This window comes from Billgrantia pellis (assembly GCF_008297955.1).
Classification (GTDB): Bacteria; Pseudomonadota; Gammaproteobacteria; order Pseudomonadales; family Halomonadaceae; genus Halomonas; species Halomonas pellis.
Genome location: NZ_VTPY01000001.1, coordinates 433,621 through 451,611 on the forward strand (window position 1 = coordinate 433,621; position 17,991 = coordinate 451,611).

Here is a 17,991-nt window from a genome sequence, read left to right on the forward strand (position 1 = left end):
TCACGACGCGTACTCGGTGCGCTGGCGCAAGAGCCGTCCAGCCGCCATTTCGTCGCTGATGCGCTGTTCGCGGCGGGCTTCCTGCCGCTGCTGCTCGACCTCACGCCGCGATGCCAGGGTGTCGAAGGCCGACAGGCGTTTCTGTTCCTGCTGCCATTGTTGCTGACGCTGCTGGACGCGCTGCTGCTGGGCATCCAGCGCCTCTCTGGCGCGTTGCAGGGCGGCGTCCAGCGAGGCGAGGAATTGTTGATAGTTGTGCATGCTGGCGGGATCGATCCCTTCACGCATGGCCTGCTGCAGGCGCTCGGCATACTCGAGACGGTAACGGTTGAGCGACTCCAGTTGGGCGGCCACCTGGCGCTCGCTATGGCGCTCGCCCGCCAGCATCTGACCTGCCTGATCGCGGGCGTCGCGGGCCAGCTCGCTCAACATGGCGAGTTGTGACGATGCACTCATTGCCTGACTCCTAGGGTCTCAGCAAGACGCTGTCGAGAGGCCTCTATCGAGGCGTTTTCATTCATCCCCTGCTGCAGAAAATGCTCCAGCAGCGGGTAGCGCTGGACAGCTTCATCCAGCTGCGGATCGTGGCCGGGACTGTAGGCGCCGACGCTGATCAAATCGCGGTTGCGCTGGTAGCGCGAGAAGAGACGCTTGAAGGTCTGCGTCATCGACAGCTGCCCGTCATCGATGATGTGCGTCATGACACGGCTGATCGAGGCTTCGATATCGATCGCCGGGTAGTGACCGGCTTCGGCCAGCGTGCGCGACAGCACGATATGACCGTCGAGAATGGCGCGAGCCGAGTCGGCGATGGGATCCTGTTGATCGTCGCCTTCGGTCAGCACGGTATAGAAGGCCGTGATCGAGCCGCGACCGCGCTCGGCGTTGCCGGCGCGCTCCACCAGGCTGGGGATCTTGGCGAAAACCGACGGCGGATAGCCTTTGGTGGCGGGCGGCTCGCCGATGGCCAGGGCAATCTCGCGCTGGGCCATGGCGTAACGCGTGAGCGAGTCCATGATCAGCAGCACGTTCTTGCCCTGGTCGCGGAACCCTTCCGCCAGGCGGGTGGCGTAGGCTGCCCCCTGCAGGCGCTGCAATGGCGACGTATCCGCCGGTGCCGCCACGACCACGGCGCGACGGCGTCCTTCCGCCCCCAGAATGTTATCGATGAAGTCCTGCACTTCGCGCCCCCGTTCACCGATCAGCCCCACCACGATGACATCGGCCCCGGTATAGCGAGCCATCATGCCGAGCAACACCGACTTGCCCACGCCGGAGCCGGCGAACAGCCCCATGCGCTGCCCGCGTCCCACGCTGAGCAGGGCGTTGATGGCACGGATGCCGACATCGATCTGCTCGTTGATCGGCGCACGCTTGAGCGGATTGAGTGGCGGGGTGGAGAGTGGGGCGCGGGGGGCGCTGTCCAGCGGGCCGAACCCATCGAGAGGCTCGCCATTGCCGTCGACCACTCGACCGAGCAGCGATTCGCCGAGCGGGAAACGGCGCGCGGCGTGATCGGGGCCATCGCCGAGCGGGAAGACACGGGCGCCGGGCATCAGCCCGGTGATCTCGGTGAGCGGCATGAGAAACAGCCGATCGCCATTGAAGCCGACGACTTCGGCTTCGGCAAAGCGCGGCGGTTCGCTACCGCCCGGTGAGAGCAGCTCGATACGACAGGCGTTGCCCAGGGCCACGCGCAGGCCGACCGCCTCGATCACCATGCCGGTGGCGCGCAGCACCCGGCCGCTGGTGCGATACCCCGGCACGGTTTCCACGCGCTCACGGACATGCCGCAGCGTCTGCTGCCAGCGTGTCTGATGCGTGTTGAAGCGCGGAGCCACTGCGTCGGCCATGTGCGTACGGTGCCTCTGGTTATGCGTCGTTATCGTGACGATCGTTGCCGCGATCGTTATCGGAGCCGCCATGGTGGGCGGCCGCCGTACGTCGCCGCCGAACCTGGGATTTGACGGCCTCCCAGCGCGCTTCCCAAGTGGCGTCGAGTTCGCCATTGGCGCTGGTGACACGGCAGCCGCCTCGGGTCAGTTGGTCGTCGGGCTGCAGTTTCCAGCCGGCGGCGGCCAGCTCGCTGCCCAGGTGCTCCTCGACCAGTCGATGATCCTGTGGATGGAGCCAGAGTCGCTGCTGACCGATGAGCGGCGGCTCGGTGTGCAGCAGCGCCTTGACCAGCTCCAGCACCTGGCGGGGGCGGGCCTTGAGTGCATCGCCGGCCAGTTGATAGCCGGCCGATAAAGCCAGCTCCACCAGGTCGCCGGCGATGTCGTCGTCGATCCCGGCCAGCGCCTCGGCGAACTGTTCCGCCAAGGGCTTGAGGGGGGCAACGACCTCCCGTGTGCGCTGCTGCAACTCGCGCTGCGCCTCCTGACGCCCCTCTTCAAGCCCTTGCACATGCCCTTCGCTGCGGCCCGCCTCGAAACCGGCCCGGTAGCCTTCTTCGCGGGCTTCGCGCATGACGTTCTCACGCAGCGCCTTGAGTTCGGCCTGGCGCTGGAATTGCTCGCGTCGCCGTGCCTCCTGAACGGGATCGCGCTCGCGCGGTGCCGCCTCGTTCCTGGCCTCGCGCTGAAGCTCTCCCATCTGCCAGCGCTGCCATGGCGCGTGGCGTTCGGAAGAAGCGGGGGCGCGCTCAGACATAGGTATCGTCTCCACCGCTCAGCACGATCTCGCCGGAATCTGCCAGGCGACGCACCACCTGCAGAATCGCTTTCTGCTCGGCCTCCACCTGGGAAACGCGTATCGGCCCGCGCGCCTCCATGTCCTCGCGCATCAGATCGGCGGCGCGGCGAGACATGTTGCGCAGGAACTTTTCCATGAGCCCTTCCGGCGCTCCCTTGAGGGCCACCACGAGCGAATTGGTGTCGATTTCCTTGAGCAGCAGTTGAATGCTGCGGTCGTCGAGGTCCATGAGATTCTCGAACAGGAACATCTCGTCGATGATCTTCTGGGCCAGGTCCTCGCTGTGGGCGCGCACCGTCTCGATCGCGGTCTCCTCCAGTGAGGAATTCATCAGATTGAGAATTTCCGCGGCCGTCCTCACGCCGCCCATCTTGCTGCGCTTGAGGTTCTGGCCGTCGAGCATGCCCGAGAGCACCTCGGTGAGCTCCTGCAGGGCGGCGGGCTGTACGCCGCTGAAGGTGGCGATACGCAGAACCACGTCGTTGCGTAGCTTGTCGTCGAACAGTTCGAGAATATCGGCGGCCTGGTGACGCTCGAGATGAACCAGGATGGTGGCGATGATCTGCGGATGCTCCTCGCGGATCAGTTCGGCCACCATCGAGGCTTCCATCAGATTGAGCGAGTCGATGCCGCTGCTGGTGCCCGTCGATTCCAGGATGTCCTCGATCAGGCTGGTGGCGCGCTCGCTGCCCAGCGCCTTGGTCAGCACCGAGCGGATGTGATCACTGGAGTTGAGGTTCAGCGCGATGAACTCCTCGGTCTCGCGATGGAACTCCAGCATCACCTGCTGCATGTCCTCATGCGAGACCTGGTCCAACTCCGCCATCTCCATGCTGAGCTGCTGAATCTCCTTGGGCGCGAGGTACTTGAAGACCTCCGCCGCGCTGTCCTCGTCGAGGGCCAGCATCAGGATGGCGCTGCGGCGTACGCCGCTCATGGGCTTGGCACTACTCATGCTTGTTCATCCAGCTGCGAACGATCATGGCGATCATGCGTGGATCCTCCTGGGCAAGCTCACGCAGCTCGGCCAGGTGGTCTTCATAGGCCGACGAGCGGCGCTTGCGCTTCGGCTTCTGGTAGGGGCGCAATTCCTCATCGGCCTCGGTGGATTCGAGATCCCCCTCGGCGGCCTCCGGTTCATCGCCGACCCGTACCTGCAGGCCGGTGCCGGGAGCGGTGGCCAATACGGGCTGTTCGGTATAGCGCTTGATCAGCGGGCGCAGGATCAGCAAGTAGCCGAGCAGGGCGCCCAACGCGACGAGCAGATAGCGACCTAGGGTGAGGGCCAGTTCGTGTACCGCAGGCGACTGCCACCACTCGAGGGCTTCCTCGTCCTCGAGCGCGCGGCTGAACGGACTGTTGACCACCTCGATCTCGTCGCCGCGCGCCTGCGAGAAGCCGATGGCCTGACGCACCAGGCGCTCGATCTGGGCGACCTCGACATCACTGAGCGGGACCCGCTGCCATTCGCCTTCCTCGTCGCGCTCCTCGCGATAATCGACGACCACCGCGGCGGTAAGGCGAGTCACCTGTCCCTGACGATGCTGGACATGCGACACGCTGCGATCGACCTCGTAATTCACCACGTCGTCCTGCCGCAGGTTGTTCAGTGCCTGCAGGTTCTGTTGCGCTTCTTCTGTTTCTTCGTCGGTGAGCTCGCCGTTCTCGTCCTCCGGCAGCTCGATGGGCGAGGGGGCCGTGCCGGGAGGCGTGTTGCTCAGCGCACCGGGAATGCCCAGGGCAAGATCGTCACCACCGTTATAGGAGAGACTGGACTGACGGCTGCGCACCGCGGCTTCATTGGGGGGCTGGTTGGGGCCGTAGCGCTCGGAGGTTTCCTCGCGACGGGAGAAGTCCACCTGGGCCGTCACCTGGGCGCGCACGTTCTGCTGACCCAGGATGGGGGCCAGGATGTTCTCGATGCGCTGGCGGAAGGAGCGTTCGACCTCGGCGACGTAATCGAGTTGGGTGGCGTCCAGCCCACGGCCTTGCGTGTTCGGCTGCGACAGCAGGCGGCCATTTTGATCGACCACCGTGACGTTTTCCGAGGCCAGGTCCGGCACGCTGCTGGATACCATGTGAATGATGGCGCTGACCTGGCTGTCGCCGATGGTGCGGCCCGACTCCAGCGTCACGATGACGGACGCCTTGGCCGGTTCGCGGTCGCGCACGAAAACCGAAGCGCGTGCCATGGCCAGATGGACGCGGGCGCGAGCGACCGGCCCGAGGGATTCGATCGAGCGCGATAGCTCGCCTTCAAGCCCGCGTTGGTAATTGACGTGCTCGGCGAATTCGCTGACGCCGAATGCCTGGTTGTCCATCAGCTCGAAGCCGACGTTGCCGCCATGCGGCAGCCCTTGTTCGGCGAGCTGGAGCCGTAAGCTATGCACGGACTCGCCCGGCACCAGCAGTGCCGAACCGCCTTCGCTGAAACGATACGGGATGCCGCGGCTGTCGAGCTCATTGATGATGCGACCGCCGTCGGCTTCGGAGAGGTTGCTGTAGAGCACGCGATACTCCGGCGCGCGTGCCCACATCAGCAGAGCGACCACGATCGCGATCACGGCGGCGCCACCGATCAGTATGGCGATCAGTGGGTTGCCGCTCAGCTGCTGTTGCAGGCGCGCCAGCATCGCCGCCGGAGGGGCGTGGCTGGCCGTCGTGTCCTGACGACCCTGGGTGGTGGCGCCGTTGCTCATGCGCACCCCCACGGGAAAGCGCCGAGGGTCGCTTGGAACTTGTTGCGAGAAGATGGCATTGATTGAATCCGTCCATCGTATTCTGGCACGCCGCACGGGGCGCAACTGTGATGGACGCTATTATGCGAGTCGCCCTCTAGTCCAAAGGCGGGAAAAGCCTCGTTTTTCACTGCCAATTGGCCGCTTGGCTGGCGAAGAGGACCTGTTAGCCTAGCACTACATTCGCCAGGGGCCGGTTTTCCCGCTCCGGCCATCACCTTCGCAACGGACACAAGGGGCGCGGATCATGAGTTCACCCGCCATCCAGTCGGCACTGGCCCAGATGCAGTCGCTGGCGACCCAGGCCAGTGGGCAGGTCGGCAAGGGCCAGCAGGTCTCCACCCAGATAGGGGCGGGAGGGTTTGCCGGCGAGCTGCAGGCCTCGATCCAGCGAATCAATCGCCTGCAGCAGGCATCGAACGCCAAGGCCATGGCCTTCCAGGCCGGCGACCCCAACGTCGAGCTCAACGACGTCATGGCCGACATGCAGAAGGCCAGCGTGGCGTTTCAGATGGGCCTGCAGGTGCGCAATCGCCTTGTCACCGCCTATAAAGACGTCATGAACATGCAGGTGTAACCTTCAAACCTCCAAGCTGATCAACCGGCCGTTCAGCTCGTCCAGCCGTTCGGCGATAACCAGCACCTCCTCACTGGGGATCTGGCGCAGCACATCGCCGGTCTCCCGATCGACGATGCGCGTGACGATCTGCGAGGCTTCGTCTCTGAGCTCGAACTCGACGCCGTACTGCCGTAGCACCTCGTTGATGCGCTGAATCGGCTCCACCAGGTCGGCCTGGGTCGGTGCAATGCCGTGGCTTTCGGCCTGTGCCAGCATGGTGCCGGCCGTGGGCAGCGAAGCCAGAACGGTCTCCTTGCGCTGCCGCGGCGAGAGATCATGCAGCGCGGAGCTGCTCAGGGCGTGTGTAGCATCGGTCAATGGCGAAGACATGTGGTGTTCCCTTGTTGGTATCCTGGCAAGCACGAGGGAAACACTGCACAAATGCCTACGGCGTTCCCTGTTAGCTCAGCCACCCCAGGCCGGTCATGACCGGCCTTTCCCATTACCCCTATCGGCCGCGCGCTTCCTTTCTTTAGGAAAAACTTCGATAGTGATGTGTGAGGATGTCCGGGCCGGCGACAGTGGGTCAGGCGGCCAGGCGCCGGCAGCATTGGACGTAATAACGATGCGTTGACGTGCGGCAAGGCGTAGCGGATACAATGGCGTAACGAATTGCTACATTAAGCGTATTCGTACCGTCATACGCAGGTTGCGCTTGAGTAAGAAGGCCGAATCAGGCCGGAAGGCCGGCGGGTCTCGAAAAGCTTCCACCGGAGCCCTCAAGTCGCAGATTCTCCTCAGTGAGGCGCCATGAGCCAAGAGCTACCCATCGAACGCATCATGCAGACCGGACTGCTGACCTGCGAGCCGGATACCCCCCTGTGGGTGGCCGCCGAGCGCATGGCGCATCGTCAGTGCAGTTCCATCGTGGTCATCGAGGCGGGCCAGCCGGTGGGCATCTGGACCGAGCATGATGCCTTGGCCATCGATTTCGCGGACCCCGAAGCCGTGCGCATGCCCATCGTCAAGGCCATGAGCCAGCCCGTGGCGAGCTTGTCTGTCTCCACAACGATCACCGAGGCGGCGTTGCGCTTCAATGCCGAAAGGCGTCGCCATTTCCTGGTCGTCAATGACGGCGGAGACCTCCTCGGCATTCTGTCGCAGACCGACGTCATCCTGAATCAGGGGCTCGAGCCGTACCTGCGTCTGCGTGAAGTCCAGGCTGCCATGCGTCAGCGTACGCTGGTGCTTGAAGGCAGCCAGCGGTTATCCCAGGCGGCGCGCTCCATGCGCCTCTCCGAGTGCGATGCCGTAGTGGTGAAGTGCGAAGACGGTGAGCTTGGCATCCTCACCGAGCGCGACCTGGTTCGCTTCGTGGCGGGTCACCCCGGTGATGCGCCCATCTCGGGGCTCGCCAGTCGCCCGCTGCTGACGGTCTGCCAGAACGATACCCTCATCAAGGCGCGCGACCTGCTGATGAACCATCGCGTACGCCACCTGGCCGTGCTGGACGAGGCCGGAGAGGTCGTGGGGCTGCTGGGATTTCGCGACATGCTGGCCGGCGCGGAACATCTCTACCTGCAGGATCTGCGCAACGCCCTGGAGCAGCGCGACCGTGCGCTCGCCCAGTCGCGCGAGAACCGGCAACTGGCGGAGCGTGTCATCGACTCTTCGCTCGAAGGCATCATCATTACGGATGCCAACAATCGCATCGAATTCGTCAACCGCGCCTTTACCCATATGACGGGCTATACCGCCGACGAAGTCATCGGCAAGACGCCCCAGATCCTGTCCTCGGGGCGTCATGAATCGGCGTTCTACCGTCAGATGTGGGAAACGCTGAAACGCTGCGGCTACTGGCGAGGCGAGATATGGAACCGGCGCAAGAGCGGCGAACTCTTCCTGGAATTGTTGACCATCACGGCAATCCGCGATGACGGCGGTACGGTGACGCACTATGCCGCGCTCTTCAATGACATCACCCACATGCGCGAGCAGGAAGAGCGCGTCCGCAAGCTGGCCTACTACGATCCCTTGACGGGGTTGCCGAACCGCCGGTTGCTCGAGGACAGGCTGGAGCTCGCCATTCGTCACGCGCATCGCAACCAGAGCCGGTTGGCGGTGATCTTCGTCGACCTGGATCATTTCAAGCAGGTCAACGACGCCTTGGGCCATGCCTTCGGCGATGAGCTGCTGGTGATGATCGCCGAGCGGCTACAGTTGCGCCTGCGCGAGGATGACACCCTGGCCCGCCTGGGAGGCGATGAGTTCCTGGTCATGCTGCCGGATCTGGAAGAGATCGATGAGGTCACGCGCATCGCTCGGCGCCTGGTCGAAGCAGTCGGTGAGCCTTGCGTGATCGAAGGACAAGAGTTCCGCGTCGGCTGCAGCCTGGGGATCAGCCTGTATCCGGACGATGCCACGAGCGCCGATTCGCTCGTTCACAACGCGGATGTGGCGATGTATCGGGCCAAGCAGGAAGGGCGCAACGGCTATCGCCTCTATCGCGACGAAATGAACCTGCAGGACGATCGTCAGCGGGCGCTGGAAACCGCCCTGCGCGAGGCCTTCGCCACGGGCGAAGGCCTTCAGCTTCACTACCAGCCCATTTTCGAGCGTGCGAGCGCGACCTTGCATAGCGCCGAGGCGCTACTGCGCTGGCACCATCCGCTGCTCGGCAGTGTGTCGCCGAACAGTGTGGTGACGTTGGCCGAGCGGGCCGGCCTGCTGCCGTCGCTAGACGACTACATTCTCGAGCAAGTCTGCGCCCAGTTGAGCGCCTGGAGTGCCGTTGGCGCCGGGCCGGTGCCGATCAGCATCAACCTTTCGGCTCGTCAGTTCTGGCAGCACGATCTGCCGGTGCGCATCGCCACCAAGCTGAAGGAGCATCGTCTTCCACCGGGTTTGCTGGGGTTCGAGATCGCCGAGCGCACCCTGCTCGACAAGCCGCATCAGGCGGTTGTCGTGCTGAAACGCCTGCGTCGGCTGGGCGGTGACGTGGCGATCAATGATTTCGGTACCGGCTATGCCTCGCTCGGCTACCTGCAGGAGCTGCCGGTCAGTCTGCTCAAGATCGATCGACGTTTCGTGCAGCGGCTGGACAGCGGGCAGCGGGGGAGCGCGGCAATCGTGGCCGCCGTCGCGGGGCTGGCACGGGAAATGGCGCTGCGCGTGGCGGCCGTCGGGGTCGAGAGCGAGGCTCAGCGGGAGGCGCTGGGGCGCCATGGCGTCGATCTGATCCAAGGCTATCTGACCGGTCGGGCCGTTCCTGCCGATCTCTTTGCCAGCCGTTACCTGGCATCGCGAAAAGGGGTGGAGGTTCCACAAGTCGATACGACCCGTTAGGCTACACGGCCTGGCCAGGCACCTCCGTTTCCCCTACGTTTCGGGTGATTCACCTCCTCTATGTCCTTTCCGACCAGTGACGCAAGCGATCATCGAGGCCCCATGCGCCACGAGTCGCTGTTGCCGACGCATCATGACCACGATCAGGACAGTGTCTGGATGATCGGCTATCTGGACATCATGACCTTGCTGGTCGCCTTGATGGTACTGATCTTCACGCTGACTCACCTGGGCCGCGCCGATGACGAGCCGGGCTACGTGGCTCCCCTGCCGAGCGAGGTGATCCGGACCCTGCCCTGGGCGCCGGTACCGCGCCTAGAGCCAAGGGGGCTGTCACCGACGGCGATCGCGGCGGCACTTGGCGTGGCGGGGCCGCCGGCTCGATCGACACCACCCGAAACGCCCGCGCCGGAAGGCCGCCTGCCGTTTCCGGCCCCTCCCACGCCGCTGGCGCTGCTCGAGCGTGACGACGCCACGCCGAGGGCATTGCCACAGCCGCTCGCGCCCGATGCCGCCGAGCTGTCGCTACCGCCCGCCGACTTCATGCTGGTGCTGACCGGCCGTCCACCCGCAGGGGTGCGCGACATCGATCCCGTTGCCATCGCCGGCTCCGAGACGCTGCAGCAGCGATGGGAGGAGCGGATACAGGAGGCCCCGTATCTGGCCGACCTGGAAGGAGTCGAGGTGTCGCGGGTCGCGGAAGGGTTGCGGTTGAGGGTGGAGGACCGTTGGTTGTTTCCCACCGCTGCCGCCGAGTTGACCGACGACGGTGAGGCGCTCATCCAGCGGTTGGTCGAGGTCATCCAGCGACACGAGGGGGAAGTCGCCGTGGAGGGCCACACCGACAGTCGACCGATCGAAACCGAGGCGTTTCCCTCCAACTGGGTGCTTTCCAGCGCCCGCGCCATTGCCATTGTGCACGCGCTGGAGCGGGCCGGGGTGGAGGCTCGTCGCCTGCGCGCCGTGGGCCTGGCCGATACCCGGCCACTGGCCGACAACGATACGGCAGAGGGCAGGGCGCAGAATCGCCGGGTGGAAGTGATTATCCACGCGCGCTGATGGCTAGGCGTTGTCCGAAGCGGGCCTGCGCTCGGTCATATGGCGTTGCACCGGCTCAACGGTCCTCTTTGAAGAAAACGCTAAAGTTATTTGGCTCGCGGCCGACATAACGAGGACCAGGAGGTAAATCCACCAACACAGGGCAGTTCTCATGGCCAGTATCTCTTCCCTCGGCATCGGCTCCGGGCTCGACCTCAACGGCCTGCTCGACCAGCTCGACGAGGCCGAGCGCGGCAAGCTCAAGCCCATCGAACGGCAGATCGAGACCCAGCAGGTCAAGATTTCCGCTTACGGCAAGCTGGAGGGGGCGCTGTCCGCTTTCCAGACCGCGGCCAAAGCGCTCAACGACGCCTCGCTCTACCAGAGCCTTTCCACTTCCGTCAGCGGCGATGCGGTACAGGCGGCGGCAGGTAGCGACGCCACGATAGGCCAGTACGACGTCACGGTAAATCACCTGGCGACGGCGGGCACCTTGGCTTCCGGGCGCCTGGAGGGAATCGAGAGCCTGGATCAGCCGCTGACCGATAGTGAGCAGACCCTGACACTGAGCTTCGCCAATGCGGAGGGTGGCGCGGGCGTTGACGTGCCGATTACCATCGCCGCGGGCAGCTCCCTGGAAGATATCCGCGATGCCATCAATGCGCATGAAGACGCCGGCGTAACGGCCTCCATCGTCAATGACGGCGCCGGCTACCGGTTGGCGCTGATGTCCAGCGAGACCGGTCAGGAAGCCTCCATCACCGGCCTCACTTTCGGTGACGCAGACGGAAACGCATATACTGACCCCAACAGCTTTTTCACCGCGGATGTAACGTTCAGCACCGCTGAAGGGGCCGGTGAGATCGCTCAGACGGGCCAGGATGCCAGCCTTGAGGTCAACGGCATTCCCATCGTCAGCGCCTCCAATAAAGTGGAGGGGGCTATCCAGGGCGTCACGCTCAACCTGGCGGAAGAGGGCAGCAGCATCGTCAAGGTGGAGCAGAACACCCGTGCGGTACGCGAAGCGATCACCGGCTTCGTCGAAGCCTTCAACTCACTCAAGGACACCATCGGCGAGCTGACCGCCTTCAATAGCGAAAGCGGCGCTGCCGGCGACCTGCTTGGCGACAGCGCCGTGCGCAGCATCGAATCGCGCCTGCGCAGCGTGCTGGGCGGCGGTGTGGCGGCGGAAGAGGGCGGCTTCGCCATGCTCAGCGAGATCGGCATTTCGCTGAAGCTCGACGGCAAGCTCGAAATCGATGAGGAGCGCCTGGACGAGGTCATCGTCAACGACCAGGACGCCCTGAGCGCCTTCTTCGCCGGTGACAGCACCACGGGTGGCCTGGCCGGCCAGCTCAGTGAAACGGTTACCCAACTGAGCGGCAGCAACGGTGCCCTGGGGGGCGCCAAGAGCGGTGCCGAGAACCGTATCGAGAGCCTTAAAGAGCGCTACATTCGCATGGAGCAGAGCATCGAAGGCACCATCGCCCGCTACCGCACCCAATTCGGCCAGCTCGACGGCCTGATCGCCCAGATGAACCAGACCAGCGACTATCTGTTCCAGCAGTTCGATATGATGAACGCCCAGCTCGGGAAGAAGTGATCGTCAACCCGTCAGCACCTCAGCCGCCCCACAGTGGGCGGTTGTCATTTTGAATGGCATGAAGCCGCCGCTGTCTCATTCCTTTCCTCGTTTCCTGGGCCTGTTCAGACTTGACGCCGTACTCCGCGAGTCCATTGACGACGTCACCGTCACGGAGACGGCCTTACGGCTTGGTATGACACGCGCTGCCCTTTATCGCATCCTGAAGGGAAGCGCGGGTATCTCCGCGGATATGGCGCTGCGCCTTGAGCGAGCGCTGGCGAGCTAAAGGTTTTCCCTCTGATGCCGATATTCCCTCCACCGGTGTATGTACATCACGTCCGATGGAGGGCATGGCGTGTTTACCCTCAACACCAACATCCTGTCGATGATCGTGCAGAACAACCTGCGCGGCAGCCAGAAGGCCATGCAAACCGCCATGCAGCGGCTCTCGTCGGGCCAGCGCATCAATAGCGCCAAGGACGACCCGGCGGGGCAGGCCATCGCCAACCGTATGACGGCGCAGATCCGCGGGCTCGACCAGGCGGCGAGAAACGCCAACGACGGTATCTCGCTGGTACAAACCGCCGAGGCGGCGCTCGGCCAGGTCAACGACAACCTTCAGCGTATTCGCGAGCTCACCGTGCAAGCCGGTAACGGCACGCTGAGCCCCACCGATCTTGCCGCGATTCAGGACGAGATCGACCAGCGCTTGGACGAGATCGACCGTATCGGGCTGCAAACGGGCTTCAACGGCGTTTCCGTGCTGGGAGAGAACCGCCGTGTGCACATTCAGGTAGGGGCCAACGACGGCGAGACCATTGCCATCGAACTCCAAACCATCGATCGGAATTCGCTGGGGCTGGAGGGTTTTCGCGTCGTGGCGGGCGAAGAGGGCGATGCCACCGAATCGCCGCTGGATACCCTCGATGAGGCGCTAAAACGCGTCGACCGCCAGCGCAGCCAGCTCGGCGCATTACACAACCGCTTCGAGGCGGTGATCGACAATATCCAGAGTACTGTCGTGAACCTCGGCGCCGCCCGCTCGCGCATCATGGATGCCGACTACGCCCGGGAAGCCTCCAACCTGGTGCGTGCTCAGATCCTGCAGCAGGTCGGTTTCGCCATTCTGGCCCAGGCAAACCGCCAACCCGAACTCGTGCTGGAGCTGCTGCGCCAGCGCTGAAGCCGCCTCGCCCGAGCCTCGTCAACACGCAAGCGAAAAAAATTTTCCTTTCCCCCTAAAGTCCGGCCGATAGGTGCCGTTAAACAGGGTAACGGCCAACGGCGCCGTTGAGGCAGGCCCGAGATGCTGGGCCAAGAAATTAAAGGTTCAGTGGGCCCGCCAATGGAGCCCTCAACGAAAGAAGGAATGACCCATGTCAGTCATCAATACCAACATCACCTCGATGATCGGCCAGTCCAACCTGTCCAAGAGCCAGAACGCCCTGCAAACCAGCATGGAACGTCTCTCCTCCGGCCTGCGCATCAACAGCGCCAAGGACGATGCCGCCGGTCAGGCCATCGCCAACCGCATGACCGCTCAGATCACTGGTCTGGCCCAGGCTCAGCGTAACGCTAACGACGGCATTTCTCTGGCGCAGACCGCTGAGGGCGCTCTGGGTCAGATCAACGACAACGTCCAGCGTATTCGTGAACTGACCGTTCAGGCTCAGAATGGCACTAACTCTGTCGCTGACAAGCAGTCCATTCAGGACGAAATCAACCAACGCCTGGATGAGATCAATCGTATCTCTGACGAAACCGCCTTCAACGGCGTCCGCGTATTGGCCGATACTGATACTCTGAACATTCAGGTCGGTGCCAACGATGGCGAAGTCATTGGGGTCGAGCTGGAGCAGATCAATGCTCAAGCACTGGGTCTGGATACTTTTAACGTTCAGACACTTGTCAGTGAAGGTGACCTGACTCAAGCTGCTCTGGAAGATGGCCAAGGCACTCCGGTGGCCGTAGCTCACTCCGACATCACCTTTACTCGTGGCGGTGAGGAAGTGACCGTTGCGGCTGCTGACTTCACTGTTGACGACGACGGTAACCACTACGTTAAGATTGACAATGAGTTCTATGCCGCTTCCGTCAGCATCACTGACGGAGATGGTACTAATGACCCGACAGCTGACGTCACTATTGGCGCAAAGGTTGATAATATTATCGTTGGCGGTGCCGCTGGCGAATCTGTCGAAGCCACTGCCAGTCCGCTTGCCACGCTGGACGAAGCCCTGAGTCAGATCGACGGCCTGCGTTCTTCTCTGGGTGCCGTGCAGAACCGTTTCGAGGACGCCATCACCAACCTGAACACCAACGAGACCAACCTGTCTGCCGCTCGCTCGCGCATCGAAGATGCCGACTACGCGGTGGAAGTGGCCAACATGACCCGCTCGCAGATTCTGCAGCAGGCCGGCACTTCCGTTCTGGCTCAGGCCAACCAGATCCCGCAGAACGTGCTGTCTCTGCTGGGTTAATCTGACACTTGTTCGGATGGGGCAAGCTCTGTCCCATCCTTCGAGACCCTACAGGCGCCCTTGTGGCGCCTGTTTTCTTAAGAGAAGGGCACATGTACGAACGGCACTCGAGCCTATCGGCAAGGGAGTTAATCGACGACCTTTTACCAAAACTCAAGGCCACCGAGCATTTCCTTGGGAATACGCTTAACGCCAAGGTCCAGCACTCTCCGGAACCCCGCGAGCAGTTGCGCCTCCGTAACCTCAAGGCCGAGTTCGAGCTGGAAGTCAGCATGATCCGCATGAACCTGAAGCATCTGCTGAGGCGCTATTCGCAAGAGCTGGCATCGATGAGCGAAGGCGATGAAGATTTACTTCTGGAGCTGGACGAGCATGAGGTCGTCGCCATCAAGGGCATGCGGCAACTTTTTCAACGTACCCATGAACTGCAAACGAATCTGGGAGAAAGGGTTGATGTCTGAGGAGAAGCAACAACAGATCATTCATGCGCTGCAACAGGTTATCGACGATACCCGACACACCATCGACCGCTTCGAAGCTACCGGCATGGACGAGCAGATGCCGGTAGATTATGACCGCTTGTTTGGGATTTTGGACGATGCGAACAGGCAACAGCGGCAGCATACGCTGTTGATGCTGGGCAGCGCGTGAGGCGCGTTACGAAAGGCAAGTTGCTACAAAGAAACAATTCCGAAAAGGAGCAGAAATGAGTTTGCAGGATAGTACCGATACCCAAGGAAAAAATACCGATACCCAAGAATCCACTGTCGATATTTCTCAACGCCTGTTTTCCCTGGCCAACGCGTTTCGCGTCGCCGCCGTGCTGTGTGTCGTCTTCGGGCTCTACTTGTTTTTTGAAGTCATCCAATTTGCCAATGTCGCCGGTTGGGCTACCTATGAGGTTGGCTTTTTTCGGCTGGGTATTGCAGTGATTGTTTCACTGTTTCTCCTGTTAGGGGAGAAGGTGTGCCGGTATATCGACGATGAGAGACATGACATGTTATGAGGCATTCGATTGGCGATTCACGTCATGCATGACTCGTCCATTGGCCAGGCAATTCCATTCCGACACATCGACCTCTGACCGGTGGGAGCGTCTCCGGCAGGGAGGTGTGTCTGACGGGTGTCAGAATGATTGGCTTCGGTGTGTTTCGGCGACCCATGCAGTGGCGCGCGTTGCGCTACCACTGCACAGTCGGGCCGCTCAACGGGTCGGATTCAACTCGGTAATCTTCAGCGTCGCCGATTGCATCTGAGGGCTGCCATGCACGCCGACCCAAACGTTATACATGCCACTGGCAGGATGCTGGAACATGACGACCGGATCGAGGCCGTTGAAGTCGTCGTTGCAGTACCAGCGGCCATCGGGAGCGTTAATGACCAGCGTGGTATCGGAGGCGGATTGCACGGCAAAGTACAGCGGCATGCTGCCGGCGGTATAGTGCAGGTCGACATCCGGCGCGCTGGCCATGATGTAGCCGGTACAGTTGGGGCCCAGTTTCGCGCTTACCTGGTTGGAGCCGCCGGCCTGCAGGTTCTGGGTCCAGGGATCGGGGGTAAAGCCCGCCTGAAGGTGCACGCTGCCGTAGCTGGGGTCGCCGGACCAGTCGGGCTGTTGCGCCTGGGTGTGAGTCGTCGCGAGGGTCAGCGTGCAGCACAGGGCCGCGGCACCGAGCCGTGCGGACGTGAAAGCGTCGGGATAACGGATCATGACAAGTTCCTGCGTAGCGTCATCCCCGCTGAGGAGTCGCCATGGCCAGCGGGGAGGGTTGGGTTTCTCGTTATGGGATGAGCCGGCAGTCTAATACCGCTTCGCTTCGTTATAAAGTGTCATGAGTGGGGGTTGAGTGGGCGGACGGGGGGCTGAGTGGGAGCGTGAGGAAGCGCGAGGGACGGAGCGAACATGCCAAGCATTGATGTACGGATCGAACTCTCCGCCGAGGCCTGCCTGGCCCATTATAAGGGGCGAGTCGGTCAGGTGCTCGCGCATAGTCTCGACGGGCGACGGGTCGTCTTTCCTGCCGAGGCGTTGCGTCGGGTGGTGACACGCGACGGCGTGCACGGCACGTATCGGTTGGTATTCTCACGGGAAGGGCGGTTTCAGACGATAGTGCGGCTGGGCTGATCCGCCGCCAAGCTCACTGCGAGCGACGTCTGTGGTACTGCCGGATGCTGAGCTCTGGTATAAGATCGGCGGGTCATTCCTATTTTTTCCGACTTATCTCATTCTCGGCCATCGATCCTGGGCCGCTCTACAAGGCCATGTCATGTCGACACGCAAGACGCGGAAACCTCGTGAGTACCAGAACCGTCGCCTGGATGCGTTGGCCGCACCGCCTGAAGCGGGGCATGAACTTTTCGTCGGGCTGAGCTCGCTGGGCGATACGCTGAGTCGTCGTCATCACTCTCGGGATTTCGCGTTCGCGCACTCACGCTATCTTCGCAGTCGGGTTCTCGCAGTTGGGCTGATCTTTTCTTTGCTGTCACCGCTATGGATCGTGGTGGACGCGCTGGCCCTGCCGGCTGAGCTGCTGAAGTACACGCTCGTGGGGCGGGTCGGATTGATGCTGGGGCTATTGACCGTCTTGCTGCTTGCCTTCACGAGCGGTGAGCGGGTGCGACGCGTTCGTTTCAGCGCCGGTATGCTGCTGGCCTTGCCGGCGGCCTTCTATCTCTTCGTCTTGGTCGTGTTGCCCGACCCACAAGTGCAGCGCCTGGTGGGCTATGGGTTCATCCCTTTCCTGCTGGTGGCTTCGCTTAGCGTGTTTCCGTTCACCCTGCTCGAGTCGCTATTTGCCGGTCTTCTCCTATTGGGGCTGTTGGGTTTTTCCCAGGTCATCGATGGCAGTTGGATGACCGGACGAGGCATGGAGGCGCTCTGGCTGCTTTCGAGTCTGTTGATGGTTTCTCTGGCGGCGAATCATTTTCAGCTCAGCCTGCTGCTGCGGCTATATCGTCAGGCGACTCACGATCCTCTGACGGGACTTTTCAATCGCGGCGCGTTGGAGATACACCTGGCCAAGATTCAGGCATGGCAGCGCGAAACCGAGGGGCCAGGTCGTACCGGTAACATTCCCTGCTCCTTGCTGCTGCTCGACCTCGATCACTTCAAGCGAGTCAATGACAGTTACGGCCACTCCGTGGGCGATACGGTGCTGCAACAGTTCGCCGAATTGCTGGTGGGGCAGACGCGACGACATGACTGTGTGGCACGCTACGGCGGCGAGGAGTTCGTGGTGTTGTTGGTGGGCAGTGGCCAGGCAAGGGCCATGGAGGTGGCCGAGCGCATTCGCTACGCGGTGGAGTCGTTCGAGTTCGCCGATCACGAAGGGCGGCGTATTCCCGTTACCACGAGCATCGGAGTGACTCCCCTGCTGGAAGACGAACCGACATTAGCGGCGCTCAGGCGCGCCGACGAGGCGCTCTTCCAGGCCAAGCGCGACGGGCGTAACCAAGTCGCTGCGGTCGAGGTCACGACCCATGGCTAATGGCCGGCGGCTCAAGTATTTCGGCTTTCCGACGATAACAAGAAAGACATGTCACGAGCGGGGG

General features: G+C 62.6%; 19 protein-coding genes. 12 read left to right on the plus strand and 7 right to left on the minus strand.

Annotated features, from left to right (window positions below):
- The 5 genes from fliJ to fliF are packed head-to-tail and all read right to left on the minus strand — an operon-like array spanning position 1 to position 5,393.
- Entirely contained in the window at positions 1 to 456 is a 456-nt protein-coding gene (gene fliJ, locus F0A17_RS02170; protein WP_149326686.1) for a flagellar export protein FliJ, read from the minus strand.
- Positions 453 to 1,853 (minus strand): flagellar protein export ATPase FliI, encoded by a 1,401-nt coding sequence (gene fliI / locus F0A17_RS02175; RefSeq protein WP_228716775.1) that lies wholly within the window; start codon positions 1,851 to 1,853, stop codon positions 453 to 455. Before fliI ends, fliJ begins: the two co-directional genes overlap by 4 nt.
- Before the next feature lie 19 nt (positions 1,854 to 1,872).
- Positions 1,873 to 2,652, minus strand: a complete 780-nt coding sequence (locus tag F0A17_RS02180; protein WP_149326687.1) for a flagellar assembly protein FliH — start codon at positions 2,650 to 2,652, stop codon at positions 1,873 to 1,875.
- Positions 2,645 to 3,649, minus strand: a complete 1,005-nt coding sequence (gene fliG, locus F0A17_RS02185) for a flagellar motor switch protein FliG (RefSeq protein ID WP_149326688.1) — start codon at positions 3,647 to 3,649, stop codon at positions 2,645 to 2,647. The genes F0A17_RS02180 and fliG overlap by 8 nt, the downstream gene beginning before the upstream one ends.
- A complete protein-coding gene (gene fliF / locus F0A17_RS02190; protein WP_149326689.1) occupies positions 3,642 to 5,393 on the minus strand; it encodes a flagellar basal-body MS-ring/collar protein FliF in 1,752 nt (583 codons plus the stop codon). Before fliF ends, fliG begins: the two co-directional genes overlap by 8 nt.
- Positions 5,394 to 5,679: 286 nt before the next feature.
- Between fliF and fliE the strand changes: the two genes are divergently transcribed.
- Complete coding sequence (gene fliE / locus F0A17_RS02195; RefSeq protein WP_149326690.1) at positions 5,680 to 6,009, plus strand: flagellar hook-basal body complex protein FliE; 330 nt, start codon at positions 5,680 to 5,682, stop codon at positions 6,007 to 6,009.
- A gap of 3 nt (positions 6,010 to 6,012) precedes the next feature.
- Here fliE and F0A17_RS02200 read toward each other — a convergent pair whose 3' ends face one another.
- Entirely contained in the window at positions 6,013 to 6,381 is a 369-nt protein-coding gene (locus F0A17_RS02200; protein ID WP_149326691.1) for a flagellar protein FlaG, read from the minus strand.
- Between the two features lie 420 nt (positions 6,382 to 6,801).
- Here F0A17_RS02200 and F0A17_RS02205 point away from each other — a divergent pair, with 420 nt between their 5' ends.
- The 9 genes from F0A17_RS02205 (at position 6,802) to F0A17_RS02245 (ending at position 15,445) form a co-directional block, all read left to right on the plus strand.
- Positions 6,802 to 9,336, plus strand: a complete 2,535-nt coding sequence (locus F0A17_RS02205) for an EAL domain-containing protein (protein WP_149326692.1) — start codon at positions 6,802 to 6,804, stop codon at positions 9,334 to 9,336.
- 102 nt (positions 9,337 to 9,438) lie between these two features.
- Positions 9,439 to 10,395, plus strand: a complete 957-nt coding sequence (locus tag F0A17_RS02210; protein ID WP_228716776.1) for an OmpA family protein — start codon at positions 9,439 to 9,441, stop codon at positions 10,393 to 10,395.
- Between the two features lie 151 nt (positions 10,396 to 10,546).
- Entirely contained in the window at positions 10,547 to 11,977 is a 1,431-nt protein-coding gene (gene fliD / locus F0A17_RS02215) for a flagellar filament capping protein FliD (RefSeq protein WP_149326694.1), read from the plus strand.
- A 58-nt stretch (positions 11,978 to 12,035) separates the two neighbouring features.
- Positions 12,036 to 12,245, plus strand: coding sequence for a helix-turn-helix transcriptional regulator (locus tag F0A17_RS02220; RefSeq protein ID WP_149326695.1), 210 nt, complete (start codon positions 12,036 to 12,038; stop codon positions 12,243 to 12,245).
- A gap of 69 nt (positions 12,246 to 12,314) precedes the next feature.
- The gene (locus F0A17_RS02225; protein WP_149326696.1) at positions 12,315 to 13,142 is read left to right on the plus strand and encodes a flagellin N-terminal helical domain-containing protein; all 828 of its coding nucleotides are present in this window, start codon (positions 12,315 to 12,317) and stop codon (positions 13,140 to 13,142) included.
- 193 nt (positions 13,143 to 13,335) lie between these two features.
- Positions 13,336 to 14,439, plus strand: coding sequence for a FliC/FljB family flagellin (locus tag F0A17_RS02230; protein WP_149326697.1), 1,104 nt, complete (start codon positions 13,336 to 13,338; stop codon positions 14,437 to 14,439).
- 92 nt (positions 14,440 to 14,531) lie between these two features.
- Positions 14,532 to 14,900, plus strand: coding sequence for a hypothetical protein (locus F0A17_RS02235; RefSeq protein ID WP_149326698.1), 369 nt, complete (start codon positions 14,532 to 14,534; stop codon positions 14,898 to 14,900).
- The gene (locus F0A17_RS02240; protein ID WP_149326699.1) at positions 14,893 to 15,090 is read left to right on the plus strand and encodes a hypothetical protein; all 198 of its coding nucleotides are present in this window, start codon (positions 14,893 to 14,895) and stop codon (positions 15,088 to 15,090) included. Before F0A17_RS02235 ends, F0A17_RS02240 begins: the two co-directional genes overlap by 8 nt.
- Positions 15,091 to 15,145: 55 nt before the next feature.
- Positions 15,146 to 15,445, plus strand: coding sequence for a hypothetical protein (locus tag F0A17_RS02245; RefSeq protein ID WP_149326700.1), 300 nt, complete (start codon positions 15,146 to 15,148; stop codon positions 15,443 to 15,445).
- Positions 15,446 to 15,643: 198 nt separating this feature from the next.
- On the opposite strand, the gene F0A17_RS02250 is transcribed toward F0A17_RS02245, so the two are convergent.
- On the minus strand, positions 15,644 to 16,150 hold the full coding sequence (locus tag F0A17_RS02250; RefSeq protein ID WP_223111488.1) for a hypothetical protein: 507 nt from the start codon (positions 16,148 to 16,150) through the stop codon (positions 15,644 to 15,646).
- 192 nt (positions 16,151 to 16,342) lie between these two features.
- Between F0A17_RS02250 and F0A17_RS02255 the strand changes: the two genes are divergently transcribed.
- A complete protein-coding gene (locus F0A17_RS02255; protein ID WP_149326701.1) occupies positions 16,343 to 16,564 on the plus strand; it encodes a DUF2835 domain-containing protein in 222 nt (73 codons plus the stop codon).
- A gap of 142 nt (positions 16,565 to 16,706) precedes the next feature.
- Positions 16,707 to 17,927 (plus strand): GGDEF domain-containing protein, encoded by a 1,221-nt coding sequence (locus F0A17_RS02260; protein ID WP_149326702.1) that lies wholly within the window; start codon positions 16,707 to 16,709, stop codon positions 17,925 to 17,927.
- Positions 17,928 to 17,991 lie beyond the last annotated feature (64 nt).